Below are 24345 nucleotides of genomic sequence, written 5' to 3' on the forward strand. Positions count from 1 at the left end.
GGCCTGCTATATCATAGTAACAACGCGTGTAAGCATCGAACTATAGGACAATGTTAGGATCGATAGGGTTTTGTTAGGGTCATGAGTCGGGGGGATCGGATATGAAGCTGGGCAAGAGCATGAATTACGTCACGAAAAAATCAAGCCTGTTCGCGAAAATGAACGGACTGATCGCGCTGCTGTTCATCCCGATATTGGCGCTGTATACGTATTCGAATCAGGTGGCGACAGACGTCGTCGACAAGGAGCTTAAGGCGTCGAACATCCGGCAGCTGTCGTTCCTGTCCGGCCAGATCGATTCGCGGATCAACCAGACGATGGACTTCGTCGTCACGTTCTCCCGCGACCCGAACGTGCGCAAGTTCAACGGCTTGAACATTTGGGACGACCGCTACGACAAAATGCAGACGAGGTACGTCATTCAGGAGAAAATGGCGCTGCAATCCGGGATCATGAACATTTGGCCGGTGAGGTTCACGGTGTACTCGCAGCTTAACCAGGAAGCGATCTCGAACGCGAGCGAGGACGGGGCGGCCTACGACGAGGATTACTTGAAGCGCAACGTCACCGGCAAATGGTCCTACGGGGACGGCACCGAGCCCGCGCCCGGGCAGCAGCCGGCTTTTCATTGGTTTTACACCGACTCTTTCGGCCAGCAGAACGTGCTGATGGGAAGCAACCTGGTCGTGGAGGCCCGATTTAAGCACGACAATATTCAGAACATGCTGGATTCGTACAAGGCAGGCGGACGGGGCGATCCGATCTTCTACCACCGCGGCGACAAGCCGATCGCGAACCGGAGCGCTTCCGCGCAGTTGACGGACGAACTGGTCCGTTACCTCGACGGAACGGAGCTGAAGGAGACGATGCAGCAGGTCGTCAAGCTGCAGGGCAAAAGCTACCTGATCAGCGCCGTGCTGTCGCCGCAGCTGGGTTGGCATCTGGTGGACGCCGTGCCGGTCGATCAGATTCTCGGTCCGATCTCGTACAGCCTCAATATGTTTTATTTGACGATGGTGCTGCTGTCGGTCGTCGGCATTTCCGCTTCCGTGCTTATCTACCGCAACGTGCAGCGTCCGATCCGCAAGCTGATCCGGGGACTTCAGAGCGTGCAGCGGGGGGACTTCTCGGTGCGCATCGACGCCAATGCGAACAACGAGTTCGCGTTCCTGTTCTATCGCTTCAACGACATGTCGCGGCAGATCCAGAGCCTGATCGAGAACGTGCTGAACGAGAAGCTGAGGGCGCGGGAAGCGACGTTAAAACAGCTCCAGGCGCAGATCAATCCGCATTTTCTGTACAACTGCATTGGCTACATGATCAATATGGCCCAGATGAAGGACGAGGAAGCCGTCGTCTCCATGGGACACAATCTTAGCGCGTATTATCGCTATATCACGCGCATGGAGCGGCCGACGGCGTCGCTGGGCGACGAGATTCGGTTGATCGTCAACTATCTGGACATCCAGAAGCTTCGCAACGGCCGGATTCACTATTCGATCGACATCCCCGAGGAGATGCAACGGCAGCAAGTGCCGCGACTGCTGCTCCAGCCTATCGTCGAGAACGCCGTCATTCACGGCGTCGGCAAGTCGTATTCGTCGGGAGAAATACACATTGTCGGGGAGACGAAGGATGGACTGTGCCGCATCTGCGTGGATGACGACGGACCGGGTCTAAACGAAGAGCAGTTGGAGTCGTTGAACCGCAAAATGAAAGAGCCGCTGCAGGACGACATGGGCTACGGCTTCTGGAACACGAGCCAGAGGCTCGTTACGCAATTCGGGGAGAAGTCGGGACTGCGTTTTTCCGGCTCGGAGCTGGGAGGGCTCCGGACGGAAATCGTATGGGAAATCCGGGAGCCCGTTCAGACGGCGGAACGAAGTCCGAAAGACCACAAAGAAGGAGACCGGACAGATGCAAATGATCATCGTTGACGACGAAGCCCATTGGGTGGACAACCTATCGACGACCAAGCCATGGCACGAGCTTGGCATTGAGCAGGTACACAAGGCGTATTCCGCGCAGGAGGCGCTGCGCATCATAGAGACTTATCCGATCGACCTCGTCATCTCCGACATTCTGATGCCCGAGATGACGGGGATCGAGCTGATCGAGCAAATTCGCGAGCGCGACAAGCGGATCAAGTGCATTATTCTGTCGGGCCATTCCGACTTCGAATACGCGCAGGAGGCGCTTCGCAATCAGGCGGTCGACTATTTGCTCAAGCCGCCGACCGACGCGGAGCTGATGGAGGCGGTGCGCGCCGCCGTCTCCCAGCTCAAGGCGGAATGGGAAAACGTCAGCTCCCGCGAGCGCACGGAATATACGCTGCGCGAAAATCTGCCGCTGCTGCGGGGGCAGCTGCTGCTGAACGCGCTGCGCGGCGAACGCTTGCCGGAAGAGGAGTGGAGCCGTAAGCTGGAGAGCTACGGCCTGCCGTTCCGCCGCGGAGAGAGTGCGCTGCTGCTCGTCCGCCTGGAGGAAGAATTCGGACGAACATGGAACAACGGACAGCAGCTTCTGGAGTACGCGATTATCAACATTGCCGAGGAAATATTCGGCGAATACGCGAACGTGTGGGGAGTGAAGGAGGAGCACGGCTATCTGGCCTTCCTGCTGCAATTCGGGGACGGGCCCGAGATCGGGACGGACATGCTGCTGGAGAAGCTGTCCATGCAGCTTCAGGCGAAGGTGAAGCAATTTCTGAAGGGCTCGCTGTCGATCGTCACGACGGAGACGTTCACATTCCCCGATAAGGTCGCGGAGCGGTATCGCCACGCGCTGGCCTACTTCCGGCAGATCGTCGGCGACGAACGGGAATTCGTCATGCGGGCTGGCGACTTGCAGCGCGGCGTCTCGCAGGAATCGCTGGACGTGCTGCATGCGCCGCCCGGTCTCGGCAACCTGCTGGAGGCCGGGCGCTGGGACGCCGCCGAGCGGAAGCTGCTCGACATCTGCGCGGAGCTGGACGAGAAGGGCTCCGAGTCGTGGGAGCATTGCTTGGAGGCGGGTTACGTTGTCGCCTCTTCGTTCGCCCATTACGCCCATCGCAACGGCCAAACGCTCGCCTCCTTGATCGGCGACGATATCGAGCCGCTGCAAAACGGGGAAGCTTTCTCCTCGATCGGCAAGCTGCGCAACTGGTCGCTCGGCGCCTTGGGCAAGCTGAAGGAAAGCGTGTCGAGCGAAGTGAAGGACATTCGCTCCGTATACGTGAAGAAGATCCAGGAATTTGTGGAGAGCAATCTGCACCTGGACGTTTCGCTGCGGGCGCTGGCGGATCACGTCAACCTGCATCCGACGCATTTGTCGAAACTTTACAAAATAGAGACCGGGGAAGGCGTGAGCGACTACGTCTCCCGGCTGCGGATGGAAACGGCCTGCCACAGGCTGAAGACGACCGACAAAAAGATTTACGAGATCAGCTCGGAGATCGGATACCTCGATCCGGCCTATTTTATCAAAGTGTTCAAGCGCCAGTACGGAGTGACGCCGCAGGAATATCGGGACGGCAATGCAACAACATGACAGACTCCTATCGAAACTAACAAAATCCTATAGATGACCGTCATGCGCCGTTGGTACAGTTACTCATGTGACAATCTTACAACGTAGGGGGATAAGCAAACATGAGTCAATTCAGAAAGCTGTGGCTGCCGCTCGTAGGCGCGACGCTGGTCGTATCGGCTTGCAGCAACAACGCGGATAACGGCGGCAACGCGGCCGCGACCGGATCGGCAAGCCCCAGCGCTTCGGCATCGGCGTCCGAATCGAAGTCGGAAGCGGATCTCGCGTTCGAAAGAGGCAAATACGATCCGCCGATCGAGATCAGCACGATTATTATGCCTAAGGAGTACACGAAAGGCGAAACGAAGGAAAACAACGTCCACGACAGATGGATGCTCGAAACGCTCGGAATCAAGCACAAGGATACATGGTATCCGGCCGGCAGCGATCAGTACAAGCAGCAGCTTCAGCTCGCGCTCACTTCCGGAGAGAAGCTTCCCGACTTCGTCATGGTGCCTACGGACGCCGTCCTGACGAACCAATTGATCGATTCCGGGCAATTCATGCCGATCGACGAACTGTTCGACAAGTATGCGAACGACCTCTGGAAGGGCCACGCCCAGGAGCATCCCGAGCTGTGGTATCCGTTCACGAAGGACGGCAAGAAATGGAACCTGCCGATCATGGAGTACACGGACAACGACGACACCATTCTCTGGCTCCGCGAAGACTGGATGGAGAAGCTCCAGCTTGAAGCTCCGAAGACGATCGCCGATCTGGAGATCATCCTGGACAAGTTCAAGAACGAGAATCCGGACGGCCTGGCTCCGAAGGACGTCTATCCGCTGGCGATCTCCCTGAAAAACAACACGAACACGTGGATGGGCGGACTCGACTGGATGTTCGGCGCATACGGCACCGTGCAGGAGCAGTGGAACAAAGACGCGAGCGGCAATCTCGAATACGGCTCCGTCAACCCGGGCGCGAAGCAGGCGCTCTCCAAGCTGCAGGAGTGGATGGACAAAGGCTACATTCATCCGGACTCGGCGCTGTGGGACGAAGGCAAATCGGCCGAAATCTGGACGAAGGGCAACGCGGGCGTACTGCCGGGCGCGAACTGGGTTCCGGACTGGCCGGCTCCGGATTTGCTGAAGAACGTCCCGGGCTCGAAATACAAGGCGTATCCGGTGCCTGCCGGCCCGGACGGCCATATGGGCACGAAATGGCAAAACTCCGGCGTCAACAGCAGCTTCATGATCAACAAGGACGCCAAGCATCCTGAAGCGATTATTTTGTATTACAACTATCTGCTCGACAACCTGGCCAACCCTCAAGTCGGCAGCCCGTACGAGTACGGCTTCGCCCAAGGCTACGACTGGGATATCATCGACGGACAGCCGACGAACGACAAGGACAAGATCAAGGATTTCTTCGACAAGTTCCCATACATTACGGGACCGGCGCGCATTCCGGACCTGTACATGAAATCCCTCGTCAAGCTCGCGGACGGCGGCGCGCCGGAGACGCCTTACGAGAAGCAGCTCGCCACGTTCCGCAAGCCGGAAAACTGGTACGCCGCGAAGGTCGTCATGTCGCAGATGGACATCCGCAAGCAGAACTACTTCACCGGCGCGGCTACGCCGACGATGATCTCGAAATGGAACCTGCTTCGTCAATCCGAGCTGGAGACGTTCAACAAAATCATCTACGGCAAGCTTCCGGTAGACGCGTTCGACGACTTCGTCGCCAGTTGGAAAGCGAACGGCGGCGATCAGGTGACGCAGGAAGTCAACGATTGGTTCAAATCCGTGTCGCAGCAGTAAACCGATAGCTCTATCGAGAAGCCCCATCATCGCTCCGGAAGGAAGCGGGATGGGCTTTTTCGGCAGGCAGGCGACGGGCTCAACGTACGGAAAGCCGGCTGATCGGTTCGAGTCCGACAGACGTCATAGGGTCGTCGTCGGATTCCTCTGTTTACAAACCGATGGTCTGTTTGTAAAATGAAATCAAAGAGAGGGGGAAGATGCACGTGAAGCAAGAGGAACGCAAGCAGATGACGATCGGCCGGCTGCTCGACGCGACGAAGGAGCTCATTCGGGAAAAAGGCTGCGCCTCCATTACGATGAACGACATTATGGACCGGTCGAGGCTGTCCAAGGGAGCGATTTTTCACCATGTCAGAAGCAAGGACGAGATTTTCGCCTGGGTGCTGCACGAGCGGCTGGAGGAGACCGACAAGCGGTTTACGGCGGAGACGGAGCGCGAAGCGAAGACGTTCGAAGGACCGTTGGGCAAGATCGCCGAAGACTTCGCCGCGCTGGAGGACGGACAGGACGTGACGAACAAGGTGCTCGCTTACTTGCTGGGCAAGGACGAGGACCCCGCCGTCGGGGAAGCGCTGGGACGCTACTACGAGCAGACCGCGCGGTTTTCCAGGCAATGGATCGAATCCGGGCAGCGGCACGGCGTCATTCCGGACACCGTGGACGCGGGGAAAATGGGCGATTTATTCGTGCTGATCTCGCTCGGACTGCGCGTGCGCTCGTCCATTCCCGGCGTATCCGCCGACTTCGCCGCTTCGGATTTTACCGGGCTCATTCGCAGCCTGCTTCAGTCTCATACTCGTTAAAAGGAGAGGGTAACCGATGAATTTGTGGCTAACGCTTCACCTTATCGGAGTTGTTCTGTTCGTCGGCAACATCGTCACGGCCGCTTTCTGGAAAGTACGGGCCGATCTCGGAGGGAATCCGATCGTCGTCCACGATGCCGCGAAGAGCGTTATGTTGGCCGACTTCGTCTTTACGCTGCCTGGCATCGTCCTCGTTACGGTGTCCGGCATCGCGATGGCGCACAAAGCCGGCATTCCGATGAACGAGAGCAATTGGCTGACGGTATCGCTCGCCGTCTTCGGAGCGACCGGCCTCATCTGGGGAGCGGTGCTGATCCCGCTGCAGCGGGCGATGATCCGTCACAGCGCCGCATCGGTCGCCGGAGGAAGCTTAATCGCGGAGTACCGGCGAGCGTCGCGGCTATGGGCCGTCTTCGGAGTAGCCGCGACCTTGCTGCCGATCGCCGTTCTCGCGCTTATGATCGCCAAGCCGTTCTAGGGCGTGTATTCGGCCATATCTGCTTTCCTCGGAGTATGCATACACGCCCTAGGCCTGGGCCGCGCCGAGTTTTCTCGCTTGTTCCAGCCATTTGGCTCGCCGCGCGTCCGTGGAGTCTTTGATCGGGGTAATCTCGGTAACGCGTACCGGCTTGATGCCGCAAAACTGCAGGATGTTGCGCTTCATGACGCCGTGGCCGGCCCGTCTGTAAATCAAACGGTTGTACCAGGACGGCGTGTCCATCGTGACGATGAGGCGCGCCGTTTTGCCCGTGAGCAGCTTATCCCACAGCGACGAATTGTCCCTGTACTTGAAGGCGAAGCCGGGCAGGAATACGCGGTCGAAGAAGCCTTTCAGAATGGCCGGCATCGCGCCCCACCAAGTCGGATAGACGAAGACGAGGTGATCGGCCCAGCGGATCGCTTCCTGGGCTTCGACGAGCTCGGGCTCGAGCTCGGTTCTTCGGCGATAGCCGTGCCTTAGATTCTGATCGAACGAAATTCGGCTGAGATCGATCAGCCGCACGCTGGCACGGGAGCCGGAAGCGCCTTCCGCATAGGCTTGGGACAGGGCGGAACAGAAGCTTTCGGGATTCGGGTGGCCGGTAATGACGAGAATTTTTTTGCTCATGGCGATGACCTCCGTATCGGGAAGGGGACCGTTGCGGGATTCCTTTTCCCGGTATTTGTGTTAGGATAGCGGGTAAGAACTGTATTCAGCATACGACGAACCGCGGGAGTCGACTATGATGCGACGCGCAGGAAATCTGCTGAATCGCGCAAGGGAGGTCGGCGCGTGAACGAACAGGGAATGGCCGTGACGATGGTATATCCGATTATGAAGACGCTCGTCCGCAAAGGCTTCGATACGGAGCGGTTTTGCGAGTCTGCCGCTTTCGACGGGGCGCTGCTGCGGGACCCGGAAGCGAGAATTTCCGCTGGGGAACTGGAACGGCTGATGAATGCCGCTGCGGCGTATATGGACGACGCTTATTTCGGCCTGAACCAAGGACAGATGACCGACGTGGCCGATATGGGCATTCTCGGGTACGTGATGATGCACTCGGAGACGATCGCGGATGCGCTGGATGCTTACCGGAGATTTAACGTAATTTTGTGCAGCGGCTTTAATCTCGCGTGGGAGAACGAAGGGGGGGACGCTGTGATTCGCTTGTACCCCTTGAATCCGGCGACGCGGATGTCCCGGCACTGTATGGAGGACATGGCGAGCTCGCTTTACCAGCTTATATGCAAATTCGCTAATCGATCGGTTCCGCTGCATCAGCTTCAATTTTCGCATGATGCGCCTTCGCACGATGCGTCGTACGACGTCGCTCCCTATGTGTCCGTCTTCGGAATCGAGCCGCGCTTCGGCGGCGAGGAAACGTTTTTCCGAATGGACAGGGAGGTGCTGGACGCCCCGATCTTATACTCCGACGCCCGGTTGAGGTCGTCGTTCGAAGCGATCGCGGTCGAGACGATGGAGCGGCTGATGCGAGGCAAGACATTGTCGGACGGCGTCTTCCAATGGCTGATGCAGCGACTGCCGATCGCCTTCCCGACGCTGCGGCAGACCGCCCTGCATTTCGGGATGAGCACGAGAACGCTGCAGGCGAAGCTCAAGGAGGAGAACGCCTCCTTCAACGGGCTGTGCGCGAGCGTACGGATGGAGCTGGCCAAGGGCTACTTGAGCCGTTCGGAGCATTCGGTGTCGGAGATCGCCTATCTGCTGCATTATTCGGAGCCGAGCGCGTTTCAGAACGCCTTCAAGAAGTGGGCCGGAGTGACGCCCGTGCAGTTTCGGTCCGGAGCGCATTCCGGAAGAAGACGCGAGAAGCCGGCGACGAAAGAGGCTTAGTTTTAAAAAATGGGCAGAATAACGGTGTTGACATCTCCGTTCCGACATCCTATAATAGCCAATAACTTCAATACTCAAATGTTGCGATTAGAAATAGTACGAATGACATGACCTTTCAGAGAGCCGTTGGTTGGTGCGAAACGGCAGCGTCGTCCATTCCGAACTCGTCTATGAACAGCTTGCCCGACAACGTAGGGCAAGACGGAATTCCACCGTTACAGGGATAGATGGTGATGGCCATCGAATAAGATTGTTTTCCGCAGGCGGAAAACGAATTAGAGTGGTACCGCGAGTTCAACCTCGTCTCTATAGCAGAGACGGGGTTTTTTTGTTGGCCGGATTCCGGGTCCGTCCAGCCTCGCTTCACATAGATCGCGAAATATCGACTTACGGGAGGAAACGAACATGAGCAGAAAAATCATCGTACTGGACACGACTTTGCGCGACGGAGAACAGGTGCCGGGCGCCAAATTAAACGTATATCAGAAGCTGGAAATCGCCAAGCAGCTCAAGCGGCTGAACGTCGACATCATCGAGGCCGGGTTCCCGGCGTCTTCGCAAGGGGACTTTCATGCCGTGCAGGAAATCGTGCGCGCCGTGGGAGATACCGTATCGATTACGGCGCTCGCCCGCGCCGTGCAGAAGGACATCGACGCCGTCTACGAGAGCATCAAGCTGGCGCAAAATCCGCTTATCCATATCGTGCTCGGCACGTCGAACGTACACGTCGAGAAGAAGTTCAACCGTTCGAAGGACGCGGTGCTGCAGATGGGCGTCGATGCGGTGAAATACGCGAAGACGCTGCTGCCGAACGTGCAGTATTCGACGGAGGACGCATCGCGCTCCGACTTCGAGTATTTGTGGTCGACGATCGAAGCGGTCGTCAAGGCGGGGGCGACGATGATCAACGTTCCCGACACGGTCGGCTTCGCGGTTCCCGAAGAATACGGCGAGTTGATCCGCAAGCTGAACGATCGGCTCAAAAACCTGGACGACCGCGTCGTCTTGAGCGTTCACTGCCATAACGACCTCGGGATGGCGACGGCGAACACGCTGAGCGCGATCCGCAATGGCGCCGACAAAGTCGAGGTAACGATCAACGGACTGGGCGAACGCGCGGGCAACACTTCCCTGGAGGAGGTCGTCATGGCGCTTAAAGTCCGGGAAAGCTTCTATGGCGGTTACACGGACATCCGGACGCAGGAACTGCTCAAGTCTTCCCGTCTCGTCAGCCATCTGACGGGATTGGACGTGCAAGTCAACAAGGCGATCACCGGCGAGAACGCGTTCGCGCATTCCTCCGGCATTCACCAGGACGGCTTGCTCAAGGATAAGAACGTCTACGAGATCATGTCTCCCGAGGATGTGGGCGCGGAGAAGATGGAGATGATTCTGACCGCGAGGTCCGGCCGCCACGCGTTCCGCAACGCGGTCGAGAAGATGGGCTTCGATCCGGGAGAAGGCGAAGCGTTCGAAGCGCTGTTCGCGAAGTTCCTGGCGCTCGCCGACGCGAAGAAGGAAGTGTACGACCACGACGTCTTCTACCTGGTGGCGGATCATCGCGAGGTCGACAACGGAGAGATGCAGCTGTACGCGCTCGATTCGTTCCAGGTCGTCAGCAACGATACGTTCCCGACCGCTTCGGTGCAATTGAAGCGAGGAGCGGAGATCGTCAAGGGCAGCGCGGTCGGCGACGGCCCGATCGACGCGCTGTACGGCGTCATCAAGTCGCTCGTCGGCTTGGAGGTCGAGCTGAACGATTACAAGATCAGCAGCCTGTCCAGAGGCAAGGAGGCGGTCGGACGGGTGAACCTTCGCGTCTCCTGCGAAGGCAAGACGTATACGGGCAGGGCGATGGACACCGACATCGTGAAGGCGAGCGCCAACGCGTTCCTGAACGCCGTCAACGCGATCTTGCTGGACAACGCCAAAGAATAGCAGCGGAGCTGACGATTTCGCGGAAGAACCGGCCCGGCCGTCCGGAGAGCGGGCGCGAATCGGCGGCAGAGAGCGATCCATATTCGATGTCGAGACGTTTTGAGCGGGGACTGACCCTTGCCGAAACGTCTTTTTTTATTTTTCGGGTCACATATGACCGATAGCGCGAACTTCCCGGGTATAGGCGAGTTTATTCGACGATCTTCCGTTACGTTCGACGCATGTGGCGGGGGTCTGGATGCATAAGCAAGTCGCGCAGGATTCCGCGAAGCTCCGGAACACCCGCATTCGTCATGAAGGTCATATGACTGGGGGGAGCAAAATGATGACCTCTTGTCACTTGTTGGAAATTATTGGGCTGTTTTAAGATAGAGCCGACAACGGATTGGAGGGAAATGCGTTGCGGAAAATCAGAGTTCTGCTGGTGGCGTTGGCGGGAGAGGATCGGCAATGGCGGCGGAAGCTGACGGAGGAGTTGGAGAGGGAGTCCGATATCGAGGTGATCGGGACGGCCCCGACGGTGGAAGAGGCGATAAAGGAGGTCAATGACGAAGCGATGGACATCGTGCTGGTGGATGCTGGAGTGTCCGCCGGAGAGGAGCAACGAGCGCGCGCCGTGCGCGAGATGGGGATCGGGAGGAGGGGCAGGCTGAAGACGATCATGCTCGTGTCGAACACCGACCGGGAGGCGATTTTGAATGCTTTTCTGAACGGCGCGGTGAACGCTCTGGACCGGTCGAAGACCGGCGACATCGCGAAGGCGATCCGGGATGCGCATGCGGGCCGATCTGCGATCCATCCGGACGCCGCCGAAATCGTGCGCGAGGAATTGAAGCTGATGACGCTGACCCCGATGGAGAGGGAAGTCTACCGGCTGAAATGCAAAGGCTTCAGCAAAAGACAGATTGCCGACCGGCTGTTCAAGTCCGAGAACACGATCAAGACGCAGATGAGGAGCATTCGCGAGAAGCTCCCGACCTGGGGGTGATTGATTTTCATCCTCCCCGAATTACGCCGGCGGACCTATAATCCAAGATGTGAAGAGGAGGTGAATGCAATGAAAATCGTCATCCGCGAAGTGGAAAACCTGACGCCGACCGCGATCCATGCGGACCCGGAACTGCTCGACTTCAGAGCTTAATCGATGAACGGCGGGGCCGTACGCGTGCGTACGGCCTTTCCCTTAACCAGGAGGCGGAGCATACCGAGTATGAAGCCAAAATTGAAACCGTATTGCCGGCACGTGATGAGCCTCGGGGACGGAGTCATTCGGTTCAAGATGGAACGGGCGTCGCTGGAAATTCCCGATCCCGAAGGGACCGTTCATAGCTTCGTCCGGCTGCTCGACGGAACCCGGACGATCGTCGAGTTGTCCCAAGAGACGGGCCTGACGCTCGGGGACACCGAGGACGCGGTCGCGCTGTTCGACAGGTACCGGCTGCTCGAAGCCGAGTCGACCGAGCCGCCGGGCCTTACGGAGCGGGAGTTGGTCCGGTACAAAAACAATTTGACCTACTTCTCTCTGCACGAAAGCTTGATGAACAGCCGATACGACTGTCAGGTCAAGCTGAAGAACGCTAAGGTCGCGGTCGTCGGGCTCGGCGGAGGCAGCATCATCGCGGCATGGCTGGCGGCGATGGGCGTCGGCACGATCGTCGGCGTCGACTGCGACCGGGTCGAACTGAACAATTTGAACCGGCAATTTTTCTATACGGAGAAGGACGTCGGAGAGTATAAGACGGTCGCGCTGAAGCGCCGTCTGGAGGAGCTTAACGGGGATATCCGGGTGGAAGCCGTGCAGCTCAAGGTCGACAGCGCGTCCTCGCTGCTGCAGGCGATATCCGGAGCGGATTTCGTGGTCGGAGCGATCGATACGCCTCCCTTGCTCGGATCGCGATACGTCAATTCCGCTTGCCTGCATTTGAATATTCCCGCTTATTACGTGTCGATCGGCAACAAGCTCGGCTTCTATTATCGCGTCGATCCGATCGAAAGCGGCTGCACCGACTGCCGGTTGCTGCACATCATGCGCTCGGAGCCGGAACTGCTGGAGACGACGAAGCGCAAGTGGAACCGGGCGGAGCCGGACGCCGATTTCGGCAATCCCGGCTTCGCTCCGAACGTTGCCGTCATTACATCGCTGATCGCTTCCGAGATCGCGAAGCGGCTGACGGGCTATGGGGAGCCGTTTCCGATGCCGTTCGGACTGATCGATTTTCAGGGGATGAGCGTCTCCCATCGGAACATTCCGAAGGCGGACAATTGTCCGACCTGCGGACGGGAAAGGCCGCCGGAAGGTCCGGAGCCCGTACCGATGGAGATGCTGTTCGCCTTGGCGGAATCCGGCGTTCCGGCCGGATGAGGAGGGATAGGGGATGCCGAAGGCGGACGAGAACGAAGTGATCGATCTGTCACATCTGACCGTCCAGCGGGACGGGGAGCATTATACGATAGGCGACCCGGACATTCCCAGGTTTATCCGGGTGCCCGAACCGGCCGTATTCATCGTCGAGTTGGCCGACGGAACGAGGAAGGTCGCGGAGATCAAGCGGCGAATCGCGGAGGAGAAGGGCCTCGATCTGGACGTGGCGGATTTCGCGTCCGACCTGGCGGAGCTCGGCTTGCTGGGACAGAGCAGTCACGATGCGGATCGTCCGCGGCCTAAGAAGAGGGAGATTCTGGCGACCAGGATCGGCGCGGCTCTGTTCCGCTCCCATGCGAAATGGGCGTATCTGCTCGCGCTCGCGGCAGTGATCGGAATGGTGCTGAACGATCGGGACCTGTTTCCGAGCTATCGGGATATGTTCGTTCTACCCGTGATCGGCACGAATTCGCTGCTCGTCTCTGCGACGGCCTGCCTGCTGATCTTCCTTCATGAATGCGCCCACTTGCTCGCCGCCTACGGCGCGGGAGTCAGCGCCCGGATGAGGTTGAATATCCGGTTCGTGTTCGTCGTGGCGGAGACCGATATGACCGGCCTGTGGGGAAAGCAGAAGAGCGCGCGGTATTTCCCGTATCTGGCGGGAATGGCTTGGGATACCGCGGTGCTGCTGGCGGTCATGCTGGCGCAGAGCGTTCTGCCGGAGGGCGGATTCGCCCATGCGATGGCAAGATTGGTCGCGCTGCTGCTCCTGCTCGGGCTGCTCTCCCAGTTCATGGTCTTTCTTCGCACAGACGTGTATTATGTGATCGGCAACGCCGCTCATTCCGCGGATCTCGCCGGAAGCGGCAGGCTGTTTCTCCGCAAGCTGTGGAGGAGGGACGAAGCGGCGCGCGCCGGATGGGCAAGCTTGCCCCGCAGCGAACGGACGGCAGGCCGGTGGTTTGCTGCCGCGTATTTCGCCGGAATCGGAACGGTGGCGTGCTTGTTCGTCGTCTACAGCATTCCAGCGGGATACTACGCGATTACGCAGGCGGTCGACCAAGTGACGAGAGGTTCCCTGGACGGCCCGTTCTGGGACGGGGCCGTTCTGCTGTCGCTGGCGGCACTCCGGCTTGCGCTGTACGTCATAGGAGCCGGTACGGCTCTAAAGGACAGAAGAAACAGGAAACGCGCCTTTCGGAAGGCTTAAGACGCCCCCGACTCGGGATGGGCGTCTTTTCTATTAAAATCAGGTATAATAGGAGGGCAGCGCTAAAGAGAAAAGGACGAGAGAAACAATGAGCTTTAATATCGAGAAACTGTTCGACCAGTACGGTTACGAGGTTTTGTTCCTGGGTTTGCTGCTGGAATTCATCGCGTTGCCTTTTCCCGGGGAGACGACGATGCTGTACGCCGGCTATCTGTCGTATGTGGGCATTTTGAACGGATGGAAGGCGTTCGCGTGGGCTTTCGCCGGTACGACGATCGGCATGACGATCACTTATTTCATCGGTTTAAAGGCGGGAATGCCGTTCGTCGAGAAGTATGGCAAGTGGGTGCTGCTTAGCCCGTCCAAGCTGGAGAAGACGAAGAAATGGTATCAAAAATACGGGAACGTGCTCGTCTTTATCGGCTATTTCATTCCGGGGGTCAGGCATGTGACCGGCTACTTCGCCGGAATCATCGGTTCGCCGTTTCGGACGTTCGCGGCGTACGCTTACGGAGGGGCGCTGATCTGGTGCGCTTTGTTCGTCGGCATGGGCCATGTCTTCGGTCCGCAGTGGGAAAGGGTGCTGCACGCGATCGAGCATCATTCGTGGAAGCTCGCGATTGCGGCTGCGGTCGTCGCCGGTGTCGTCTGGGGCGTCAGAAGAGCCGTGCTGAACGGTCGGAAAAAGAGACAGGCGGTAGGGTCGGAATAAATGGAGCGAGGCATCATGAAAAGCGGACTGTTTAACGCGATATTCGCTTATATGATTTGGGGACTGCTTCCTCTTTATTGGAAGGAATTCGAAACGATGCCGGCCGGAGAGATTTTGTCGCACAGAATCATCTGGTCGTTTATTTTCGTGGCCGGATTGATTTCGCTGCAGCGGCGTTGGAGAGAACTGGCCGGACTGCTGAGAAACCGCGCGACGCTGCTGCCTCTTATGGCGAGCAGCTTGCTGATTACGGTCAACTGGCTCGTCTTCATCTGGGCGGTCAACAACGGCCATGTCGTCGAGACGAGTCTGGGTTATTATTTGACGCCGCTGATCAACGTAGCTCTGGCGATCGGATTTCTGCGGGAGAAGCCGACGGGAGGGCAGTGGCTGGCGATCGCGCTGGCGGGAGCCGGCGTCGTCCTCGTTACGATCGACTACGGCAGCGTTCCGTGGGTCTCCCTCACCTTGGCGCTCAGCTTCGGCCTCTACGGTCTCGTCAAGAAGAGAGTGACGATCGACTCTTCGCTCGGCCTGATGACGGAAACCGCGGTCGTCGTTCCCGCGGCGTTCATCTACTGGAGCTATCTCGGCGCGTCGCATTCGGCCACCGCCTGGACGCTTCCCGCGTCCTCGCTCGTGCTGCTGCTGCTTGCCGGGGCCGCCACGGCGCTGCCGTTGCTGCTGTTCGCCAAGGCGGCCAAGAAGCTGCCGCTGTCGCTGCTCGGCTTCATTCAATATATCGGTCCTACGCTGACATTGATTCTGAGCGTGACCGTCTTCGAAGAGACGGTCAGCCATGTGACGCTGATCAGCTTCACCTTGATCTGGGCGGCGCTGATCGTGTACGCGGCGGCTACGATTCGGGATGCCAAGGCGCATTCGACTCCACTTGAGGCCCGCGGAGGAACTTCGACTTGAAGACGAACACCATGAAAAGAAATGATTGGCTGCTGCTGCTCGTCGTGTTCGGGGGCTTTCTCGTTTTCGGCTTTTCCGAGAACGTGAAAGGCCCGGCCATCCCGAGGATGCAAGCCGACTTCAGCTTAAACGAAACGCAGCTCGGCATGCTGCTGGCCTTCAATTCGCTCGGCTACTTGGTCGCCTGCTCGTTCACGGGCGCGCTGTCGGGCAGAATCGGCATCAAGCGGACGGGAATCATCGCATTCGCCTCGATGGCTGTATCCGGCGTACTCCTGTATGTGTCCGCGAACTACGTTCATCTGTCGGCGTCTTATTTTCTCATGTACATCGGCAACGGCATGCTGGAGATCGGTCTGGCGATCATGGCGGCCCGCATTTTCACCAAAAACACGGGAGCAATGATGAACCTCTCCCACTTCTTCTACGGGCTTAGCTCGGCGGTCGCTCCGATCGTTGCCGCTTCCATGATGGGATGGAATGTGTTCGGGGGCGAGTTGGGTTGGCGGGGGATGTACCTGATTATGCTGTCCCTGTCGCTGCTGCCGATCCTTCCTTCGCTGATGGCCAAGTTTCCCGGCGACGGCGGGGAGGAGCAGGGCGAGCGCCTGACGCTTAAGAGCGTCAGCAAAGATCCGGTCGCTTGGCTGATCGTGCTCGTCTTGTCGCTGGGAGTCGTCTCCGAGCTGGCCGTCGGCGGCTGGCTGGTCAACTACTTGGAGAAGGCATACGATTGGTCTACCGGAGCCGCCTCCCGGATGCTGTCGATCTTTTTCGTCTTCTTCATGGGAGCGAGGTTGTTCCTCGGGCCTGTAACGGACAAAATCGGGTATACGCTGTCTATTATCCTCATGTCGGCGTTCTCCGGACTTTGCAGTCTCGCGGCTATTGTGATCGGCGAGCCGGGCGCGATTCTATTCGCGGTCGCCGGCATCGGCATCGCGCCGATCTATCCGACGGTGATGGCCATTATCGCCAAGCGGTATCCCCGCGGCACGGAAACGGCGATTACGTTCACCGTGACGCTGATGGGGATCGCGTGCGTCATCGGCAATCTGCTGATCGGCGTCATTATCGACGGAGCCCGGAAGCTGTTCGGAGCCGGCAAAGAAGCCAAGGAAAGTCTGACGCTGGGACTGCAGGCCGGCTACGGGTTCATCGCACTGTTGGCGCTGTTATGCTCTGCAAGCTGCATCGTTCTGTACGTCTATTTGCGCAGAAGGAATGAGTTGGTGTAGTAGTCCGCAGCGACACAATCAAGAAGGGGAATAACCTCATAAACTATCGGTAGGTCAATATCGATAGATTGGAGGTTATTCCTATTTTCGTTAAAATCGCCTTCTTCGTAAAACCCGGTTTGGATGCTTTTCTTCAGCCGATCATCGATCATCTTTCGCGAGAGTACGATACCCGGAAGTTCGTCATCCGCAGCACCGATGGCATCGGTCAGGCTATGGAATGGGCGGATGTGTGCTGGTTCGAATGGTGCGACGAGCTGATCGCGCACGCCAGCCGTCTGCCGATCGCGGCTTTTCGGCGCATCGTATGCAGATTGCACAGCTACGAAGCGTTCACGAATGTCATTCATAAAGTAAACTGGAAGGTTGTCGATCGACTAATCTTCGTCGGAAAGCCGATTCAGGAGTACGTGCTTAGTCAGCTCCCTTCCTTGCCGATGGAACGGACCATCGTCATTCCGAACGGAGTCGCGATGGAGCGTTATCCGTTAGTTCGGCGTTCCAAGGGCTTTAATATCGCATACGTCGGCTACGTCAACTACAAGAAAGGTCCGATGCTTCTTCTGCACGCGTTCAAAGCGATTCACGACCGCGATCCGAGGTATCGGCTTCATATTGCCGGCAAGTATCAGGATATGCGCTACAAGCTCTATTTCGAACAGATGATCGGTGAGCTTGGCTTGCAGGGCAGCGTTCTCTTCGACGGCTGGCAGTCCGATCTGAACGCCTATCTGAAAGATAAGCATTATATCATTTCGACGAGCCCGTTGGAGAGTCAGCATATGTCGGTCATGGAGGCAATGGCCGCGGGCGTCAAGCCGCTCGTTCACCATTTCTACGGGGCGAAAAAAGTGTACGGCGAGAAATGGGTGTGGAATACGATCGACGAACTGGTCGACAGGGTAGAGGAGGACGAATACGATTCTGTGGAGTATCGCCAATTCGTAGAAAGTCGTTATTCGTTCGCGGCGAACGTTCGCCAGATCGAAGCGTTGATGGACTTCCTGCATCCGCTGGGCACGGTTCAGCCGGAAACGGTCGATACCAAATCGCCGACAATTACGATCGGCATCATTAATTGCAATTACGGCCGGTTTCTGGACGAATGCCTGCAAACCGCGATCCGTCAATCTTATCCGAACAAGGAAATTCTCATTATCGACGACGGCTCGACGGACGGTTCCCTGGAGCGAATAGAAAGCTTCCGAGCCATCGATCCGTCCATTCGGCTGATCGCGCATCCAAGCAACGTCGGGTTAACCGATGTCGCGATCCGCGAGATCTTTCAGGAGGCTTCGGGCGACTTCGCCCTGATTCTGAGCGCGGACGATTATTTGCCGCACGATCGCGTTCTGGAGGAATATATGGCGTGTTTCAGAGGTCGTGAGGATCTGGAATACGTGTACGGAAACCTCAGGCTCGTAGACGAGGCGGGCAGACCTACCGGGCAGTGGACGTACCGCGACTACGCGGCGAATGACGCGGTGCGCAGCATCTTCCAGAGAATGGGGTCAGGCGTTATACCGATGATCGGATTATACAAATTGGCGTATTATCGCGACCGGCAGGCGGAATGGACGGTAGACGAGAGAAAGCCGACCGCCGGGGACACGCTGAATTGCCTCGTCAATCTGAGGGCCGGTTGGAAGACGCAGTGGCTGAATCGCCCCGTTCTTTGTTACCGCAAGCATGGAAACAGCATTTCCTTCCAGATGGAGAAACGAATTCCGTCTCTTGTCATCGTTCTGGAATACCTCATTGGAAACTTCTCCGAGGAAGTCTATCTCCCCCGTTCGGATTGGAACTCGCTAGGGGCGGAACGGAGGGCGGCGCTGAAAAATTTCGAGATCGGCCATTTATTCGGAAGAATGGCCCGCGCTTATTTCGGAAGCGGCTGGATTCGGCACTACTCCGCGGAGCAGAAGAGAGAGTGCCTCAAGCCGCTGACCGACCGAATGCAGCAATACTTCGACCTGAGCCTGGCCGCCGACGACGCTTATCGTTTCCGGATCGAAGCGCTGATCGCCGAGACCGGTCAACTGATGCAGCCATAAGAAAGAGCTGACTTCACTCGAAGTCAGCTCTTTTTTACGGACATCGATTTCGTATCGAAGGACGCGAGCGGCAAGCGTACGGGAATGCCGAGATGCGAGGATTCGTAGACGGCGAAGGCCACTTCCAGGGAACGACGCGCCTCCGAGGCGGTAACGCACAATCGCGAATCTCCCGCCGTTCCCTGGAGCTCGGCGATAAAATGCTCGTACATCTCGAGATGCTCATTGACCGCTGCGAGCGGGAAGGGAGGTGCGGGAAAGTCATCGGAATGCCAACGTTTAATTTCCGTCAGTCCAGCTCCCCCTATTCGGATCGTCCCCCGATCGCCGACGAGCGTCAATGTCTGCTCCAGATTGTTCGGCTTGCACAGCGTAGTCGCCTCGATCGAACCGACGGCTCCTCCTGCGAAGCGGACCGTCGCTGCCGCCGATTCTTCCGTTTCTTTAGGAGAATTGCCGTGCCCGATTACCCCATATACCGATTCCGGTCGATCGTTTATTAACCACAGAAACAGATCGATTAGATGAACGCCTTGATTCAGCAGCATGCCTCCATCCTTCTCCCACGTGCCTCTCCACGCGGAAGAGGCGTAATAGTCGGGAGACCGATTCAATAGGATCGAGACGGAGCCGGCGCGTATCGTTCCCAGGGCGCCTTGGTCGATCCAGTTCTTCGCAAGCCTCATATTAGGGCGGTATCTAAGCTGATGGCATACCTGCACGCGCCGTCGGGAGATCGAGGCCAGCTCGGCAATGCTGTCGGCATCCTTCAACGAAAGGGCGATCGGTTTCTCGAGGATTACGTGTTTCCCGGCGAGAAGCGACTCCTTCGTCCACTTGGCGTGCATAAACGATGGAGCGGCGATGACGACCGCGTCTATCCGAGCGTCCTGCGTAAGCAGGCTCGGATCCGCGTAGGCGGAGACTGAAGAAACGGGTACGGAGCGGGCCCGTGCGTATTTTTCGACAAGAACGTTCATTCTTTCCGGAACGGGGTCGGCCAACGCGACTAACTCGGCATTCGGACAGGAGGCGATGGAATCCACGTGTTTGGCGGCGATGCTTCCGCATCCGATCAGACCGAAACGAACCATGGCGTTCACCCTTTCTCCGCGATGTCGAGGAGAACGGCAAGGATGCGCTCCTGCTCCTGATCCGTCAGCATAGGCCCCATCGGCAGCGCCAAAGCTTCCCTGGAAAGCCTCTCCGCCGCGGGGAAATCACCGACGGCGTACCCGAGAGAAGCATAGGCTTGCTGCAGATGCAGGGGGCGGGGGTAGTAGACGCCGGTTTGAATATAGTTTTTCGACAGGGCCTCGCGAATAGAATCGCGTTTCGGACTCGTGATGCAGTACAGGTTGTAAGCATGAAGTCTTCCCTCTTCCGTGGCGGGAACCTCTAGCAGAGGTTTCAGCGGTCGAAGCCTTTCATCGTATGCTTGCGCGATCTCGCGTCTTCTCTTCAGCCACTCATCGACCTTGTTTAACATGACGAGCAAAATGGCGGCATGAAGCTCATCCAGCCGACTATTATAGCCGATTGCGTCGTGATAATACCGTTCGGCGCTTCCGTGCTGGCGAAGCCTTCTGAGCCGGCCGGCCAATCCGGCATCCGACGTGACGACGATGCCGCCGTCTCCAAGCGTGCCGAGATTTTTGCTGGGAAAGAAGGAAAAGCATCCCGCTTGGCCGATCGTCCCGATCGGCTTCCCTCTGTAGCTCGCGCCGAAGGCTTGACAAGCGTCTTCGACGACAAGAAGGCCTCGGCGGTCCGCAATGGACCGGATATCGTCTAGGGCGGCGGGCTGCCCGAACAGGTGAACGGGCAGGATCGCTTTCGTCCGGGCAGTTACGGCCGCTTCGATTCGTTCCGGATCGAGATTCCAGGAACGATCGAGATCGACGAACACCGGAGTCGCGCCGACTCTGGAGACGGCCTCCGCGGTGGCGAAGAAAGTGTAAGGAGTCGTGATGACCTCGTCACCCGGACCGATGCCGTATGCATCGAGGGTAAGCACGAGCGCATCGGTTCCGTTCGCGACCGCGACGGCGTGCTTCGCTCCGGTCAGCTCGGTGATTCGGCTTTCCAGCTTTTTCACCTTCGGTCCCAGAATATACTGTCCTTGTTCGATCGTGTCGGAAATTTCGGCAAGAATGTCGTCTTTAAGCAAGCGAAACTGCCGGGAGATCGGCATTAGTTCAATCATCTGTACACGCCCCCTGCTATCGATTGATCGTACAAGGTATGCATCATGTATTCCTCCTGCTTCCGCGACCACACTAGCAACCGGAGTTGGACTTGCATAAACCATGTAGATGACGTCTTGTCAAAAAACGCATAAGTATCGAAAGAGAGGAATGAGAATGACGATTGATCCGTCCGTATCCATGGGAACCAATGTGACCATCGGTCGATATTCAGTCATTGAAGCTGGCGTGACGATCGGAGACAACGTTGCAATCGGGTACGGCACGATCGTGCGAGCCGGCACGACCATCGGAAACGGGGTTAGCGTCGGAGATCTAACCGTGCTTGGCAAAATGCCGACGGGAAACAAGAAAAAGGCTTTAAAACCGCCCTCCCGGCTTCCGCCGCTAGTCATCGGAGACGGAGCGTCTATCGGCAGCAATAGCGTGATTTATCTCGGCGTATCGCTCGGCGATGACGTGCTTGTCGGAGATTTGGCCAGCATTCGCGAGTTCGTCACGATCGGCGAAAGCACCATTGTCGGCCGGAACGCCGTCGTCGAGCCGCATACGGTGATTGGAAGGTTCGTCACGATTCAAACGTCCTGCTACATTACGAGCAACATGCTTATCGAGGACGACGTCTTCATCGGCCCTTGTTGTTCGACCTCCAACGACAAATACATGGGAAGCGGCGGAGAAGCTCATCAGGGACCGATTATCCGACGGGGAGCTAAAATCGGCAACAACGCGACCCTTCTTCCGGGAATCCTCATCGGAGAGCGTTCCGTCATCGGGGCAGGAGCGGTAATTACCCGGGATGTCCCGCCGGGGCTCACGTATGTCGGCAACCCGGCCAGACCCATAACGGACAGGAAGGTGACAGAATGACCAGCAAGCAGAGCGAACGCGATGCGAAACCCGATCCGCGCCGCGTCCAGATCGTCGGACTCGGCTATGTAGGACTGCCGCTAGCCGTATTATTCTCGGAACAGGGATTTATTGTAGCGGGCGTGGATGTGGATGAGAGGAAAATCGAATTCCTGAAGCAGGGGAAGAGTTATGTCAAGGATTTGACGAATGAAGCGCTGCAGAGCGCGTTGACTTCGGGAAGCTTCGTGCCGACCAGTCGATACGACGATTCCGCTCGGGCGGGAACGATTATTTTGTGCGTACCGACGCCGCTATCGGATCGATCGACCCCGGACATGAGCTATCTTCATGCCGCGGTTACCGAAACCGGCAAGCGGCTTCGTCCGGGACAGCTCATCGTTCTGGAAAGCTCGACTTATCCCGGTACGACCTCGGAAGAAATGGTTCCTATTTTGGAGCGAGAGAGCGGCCTGAAGGCAGGGATTGACTTTAATGTCGGGTATTCTCCCGAGCGAATCGATCCCGGAAACACGAAATTCAGCGTGAGGGACATTCCGAAGGTTGTCAGCGGACTGACGCCCGCTTGCCTGCGCAGGACGGAGTCTCTGTACGCCCAAGCATTCGGACAAACCGTGAGGGTATCTTCTCCCGAGGTTGCGGAGATGACGAAGCTGCTGGAAAACACGTATCGGTTAATCAATATCTCGTTCATGAACGAAATGGCGATGCTGTGCGATGAGATGGGAATCGACCTGTGGGAGGCGATCGACGCAGCCAAGACGAAATCGTTCGGCTATGCGGCGTTCTACCCCGGCCCGGGCGTCGGGGGGCATTGCATCCCCGTCGATCCTCTCTATCTTCAATGGAGAGCAAGCCAATTTGGGAGGAAAAGCGCCTTTATCGAGTTGGCTGAGCGGCAAAATCGCGCCATGGCGGATTACTTGATGAGGAAGACCCAAGGCATGCTGAAGGACGGACTTCGTCATGCGGTGATTTACGGCGTCGCGTACAAGAAGGATGTGGGAGACGTTCGGGAATCGGCTGCGGTTCAACTTATCGAACGATTAATGGAAGAAGGCATTCATTTCGCTTATCACGATCCGATCGTGCCGTTCATCCGTATCCGCAATCGGGAGATTACCAGCTCGGAGTTGTCGGACGATCTGCTGAGGGAGGCGGACTGCATCTTTATCATGGCGAATCACACGGGAATGCCGGTTCAGCGGATCGTTTCCAATGCCCGTTTTATCGTAGACACGAGAAACGCGACCTCCGGTATGAATGGGGGACACATTTACCGATTCGGAAGCGGGAATATCGGGCTTGACCAAAAAAATCCGCTGGATTGAGAGGCAAATACTAGAACGGGCAAGCCTCGGTTTCAATAAGCTGTAGTAGATTTCGTGACAAGTTCCGGCACTTCTCCAATTGGCGAAGCCATGGAGGAGTGAGGCTTTTTCGCTTGCGCGGAATCGAGTAGGCGGCAAAAGGTGGTGAGATTCTATTGTCTATTGAAAACCGTATCGTCAATGGAGGATTCGAGTCGGGGGCACTGGCTCCGTGGTCAGGGGTCAATGCTGCCGTCACCAATACGAGAAGCCATTCGGGATTCTTTAGCGCTCAGTTGGCAGGCGGGGCAACTTTGTCGCAAATCTATCAGTTTTTTCCCGTTTCCCCAGGTGAAAGCTTTGAACTGTTCATCTCTTTTTCGAGAACGTCGGGAACGATTGGCGTCATTGCTTCTGTCGGATTAAACTATTACGACAACGCGCTTAATTTTCTCGGAACCGGAGTATCCACTCACGTTCCGTTCGCCATTTCGAGCCTGACCGGAAGCGACTGGGTGGAGTTCTATCAAACGGCTTCGCCGGTTCCGCCGGGCGCTACTCAAGGTCTCCTCGTCATCCAGACATTTCCGATTGCGGGAACGGCCGACTTGTTCGTAGACGACGTTGCGTTGTTGGCGATTACGGGAGGTCCTGCGGGAGCCACCGGCCCGACGGGTGAAACAGGTCCGACGGGTGCAACAGGAGCGACAGGTGCGACAGGAGCTACGGGTCCAACAGGAGCAACCGGTCCGACGGGTGCAACAGGAGCGACTGGCCCGACAGGAGCTACCGGTCCAACAGGAACGACAGGTCCGACGGGTGCAACAGGTCCGACGGGTGCAACAGGAGCGACTGGCCCGACAGGAGCCACCGGTCCAACAGGAACGACAGGTCCGACGGGTGTAACGGGAGCCACTGGTCCAACAGGAGCGACAGGCCCGGCTGGAGCAACAGGTGCTACAGGTCCAACGGGAGCAACCGGCCCAACGGGAGCAACAGGTCCAACAGGTCCAACAGGTCCGACAGGAGCAACAGGTGCAACGGGAGCG

At 57.6% G+C, this 24345-nt stretch carries 20 protein-coding genes and 1 other annotated feature; of the genes, 17 read left to right on the forward strand and 3 right to left on the reverse strand.

From position 1 onward, the window contains the following. Positions 1-101: 101 nt before the first annotated feature. The 5 genes from ACESLM_RS08185 to ACESLM_RS08205 all read left to right on the forward strand — a co-directional run bounded on the left by ACESLM_RS08185 (position 102) and on the right by ACESLM_RS08205 (position 6617). Complete coding sequence (locus tag ACESLM_RS08185; RefSeq protein WP_372631063.1) at positions 102-1937, forward strand: sensor histidine kinase; 1836 nt, start codon at positions 102-104, stop codon at positions 1935-1937. Further along, positions 1918-3531, forward strand: coding sequence for a response regulator transcription factor (locus tag ACESLM_RS08190; protein ID WP_372631064.1), 1614 nt, complete (start codon positions 1918-1920; stop codon positions 3529-3531). The genes ACESLM_RS08185 and ACESLM_RS08190 overlap by 20 nt, the downstream gene beginning before the upstream one ends. A 101-nt stretch (positions 3532-3632) precedes the next feature. Further along, positions 3633-5333 carry a type 2 periplasmic-binding domain-containing protein gene (locus ACESLM_RS08195; protein ID WP_372631065.1) on the forward strand — a complete coding sequence of 567 codons (1701 nt, stop codon included), beginning with the start codon at positions 3633-3635 and terminating at the stop codon, positions 5331-5333. 206 nt (positions 5334-5539) lie between these two features. Then, entirely contained in the window at positions 5540-6139 is a 600-nt protein-coding gene (locus ACESLM_RS08200; RefSeq protein ID WP_372631066.1) for a TetR/AcrR family transcriptional regulator, read from the forward strand. A gap of 16 nt (positions 6140-6155) precedes the next feature. Beyond that, positions 6156-6617, forward strand: coding sequence for a DUF2269 family protein (locus tag ACESLM_RS08205; RefSeq protein WP_372631067.1), 462 nt, complete (start codon positions 6156-6158; stop codon positions 6615-6617). A gap of 48 nt (positions 6618-6665) precedes the next feature. Here the strand turns inward: ACESLM_RS08205 and ACESLM_RS08210 are convergent, their stop codons facing one another. Continuing rightward, positions 6666-7247, reverse strand: a complete 582-nt coding sequence (locus ACESLM_RS08210) for an NAD(P)H-dependent oxidoreductase (protein ID WP_372631068.1) — start codon at positions 7245-7247, stop codon at positions 6666-6668. A gap of 165 nt (positions 7248-7412) precedes the next feature. On the opposite strand from ACESLM_RS08210, the gene ACESLM_RS08215 reads away from it, so the two are divergent. The 9 genes from ACESLM_RS08215 (at position 7413) to ACESLM_RS08255 (ending at position 18909) form a co-directional block, all read left to right on the forward strand. Beyond that, the gene (locus ACESLM_RS08215) at positions 7413-8474 is read left to right on the forward strand and encodes an AraC family transcriptional regulator (protein ID WP_372631069.1); all 1062 of its coding nucleotides are present in this window, start codon (positions 7413-7415) and stop codon (positions 8472-8474) included. A gap of 74 nt (positions 8475-8548) precedes the next feature. Next, positions 8549-8785 (forward strand) — a binding site (T-box leader). 94 nt (positions 8786-8879) lie between these two features. Next, positions 8880-10412, forward strand: coding sequence for a 2-isopropylmalate synthase (locus ACESLM_RS08220; protein WP_372631070.1), 1533 nt, complete (start codon positions 8880-8882; stop codon positions 10410-10412). Between the two features lie 400 nt (positions 10413-10812). Next, a complete protein-coding gene (locus ACESLM_RS08225; RefSeq protein ID WP_372631071.1) occupies positions 10813-11400 on the forward strand; it encodes a response regulator transcription factor in 588 nt (195 codons plus the stop codon). Positions 11401-11622: 222 nt separating this feature from the next. Next, complete coding sequence (locus tag ACESLM_RS08230; protein WP_372631072.1) at positions 11623-12774, forward strand: HesA/MoeB/ThiF family protein; 1152 nt, start codon at positions 11623-11625, stop codon at positions 12772-12774. Between the two features lie 13 nt (positions 12775-12787). After that, positions 12788-13984 carry a PqqD family protein gene (locus tag ACESLM_RS08235; protein WP_372631073.1) on the forward strand — a complete coding sequence of 399 codons (1197 nt, stop codon included), beginning with the start codon at positions 12788-12790 and terminating at the stop codon, positions 13982-13984. Positions 13985-14072: 88 nt separating this feature from the next. After that, positions 14073-14696 carry a DedA family protein gene (locus ACESLM_RS08240; RefSeq protein WP_372631074.1) on the forward strand — a complete coding sequence of 208 codons (624 nt, stop codon included), beginning with the start codon at positions 14073-14075 and terminating at the stop codon, positions 14694-14696. Between the two features lie 15 nt (positions 14697-14711). Beyond that, positions 14712-15617 (forward strand): EamA family transporter RarD, encoded by a 906-nt coding sequence (rarD, locus tag ACESLM_RS08245; protein WP_372631075.1) that lies wholly within the window; start codon positions 14712-14714, stop codon positions 15615-15617. A gap of 11 nt (positions 15618-15628) precedes the next feature. Further along, entirely contained in the window at positions 15629-16855 is a 1227-nt protein-coding gene (locus ACESLM_RS08250; protein WP_372631083.1) for an MFS transporter, read from the forward strand. A 68-nt stretch (positions 16856-16923) separates the two neighbouring features. Then, positions 16924-18909 (forward strand): glycosyltransferase, encoded by a 1986-nt coding sequence (locus tag ACESLM_RS08255; RefSeq protein ID WP_372631076.1) that lies wholly within the window; start codon positions 16924-16926, stop codon positions 18907-18909. A gap of 23 nt (positions 18910-18932) precedes the next feature. Here ACESLM_RS08255 and ACESLM_RS08260 read toward each other — a convergent pair whose 3' ends face one another. After that, positions 18933-20003 carry a Gfo/Idh/MocA family protein gene (locus ACESLM_RS08260; RefSeq protein WP_372631077.1) on the reverse strand — a complete coding sequence of 357 codons (1071 nt, stop codon included), beginning with the start codon at positions 20001-20003 and terminating at the stop codon, positions 18933-18935. 5 nt (positions 20004-20008) lie between these two features. Beyond that, positions 20009-21115 carry a DegT/DnrJ/EryC1/StrS family aminotransferase gene (locus ACESLM_RS08265; RefSeq protein WP_372631078.1) on the reverse strand — a complete coding sequence of 369 codons (1107 nt, stop codon included), beginning with the start codon at positions 21113-21115 and terminating at the stop codon, positions 20009-20011. A gap of 157 nt (positions 21116-21272) precedes the next feature. On the opposite strand from ACESLM_RS08265, the gene ACESLM_RS08270 reads away from it, so the two are divergent. The 3 genes from ACESLM_RS08270 to ACESLM_RS08280 form a co-directional block, all read left to right on the forward strand. Further along, positions 21273-21986, forward strand: a complete 714-nt coding sequence (locus ACESLM_RS08270) for an acyltransferase (RefSeq protein ID WP_372631079.1) — start codon at positions 21273-21275, stop codon at positions 21984-21986. Further along, positions 21983-23317, forward strand: coding sequence for a nucleotide sugar dehydrogenase (locus tag ACESLM_RS08275; RefSeq protein ID WP_372631080.1), 1335 nt, complete (start codon positions 21983-21985; stop codon positions 23315-23317). The genes ACESLM_RS08270 and ACESLM_RS08275 overlap by 4 nt, the downstream gene beginning before the upstream one ends. 155 nt (positions 23318-23472) lie before the next feature. Further along, the coding region (locus tag ACESLM_RS08280; protein ID WP_372631081.1) for an NTTRR-F1 domain at positions 23473-24345 on the forward strand (873 nt) is incomplete at its 3' end.

It is taken from the genome of Cohnella sp. (assembly GCF_041641335.1).
Classification (GTDB): domain Bacteria; phylum Bacillota; class Bacilli; order Paenibacillales; family Paenibacillaceae; genus Cohnella.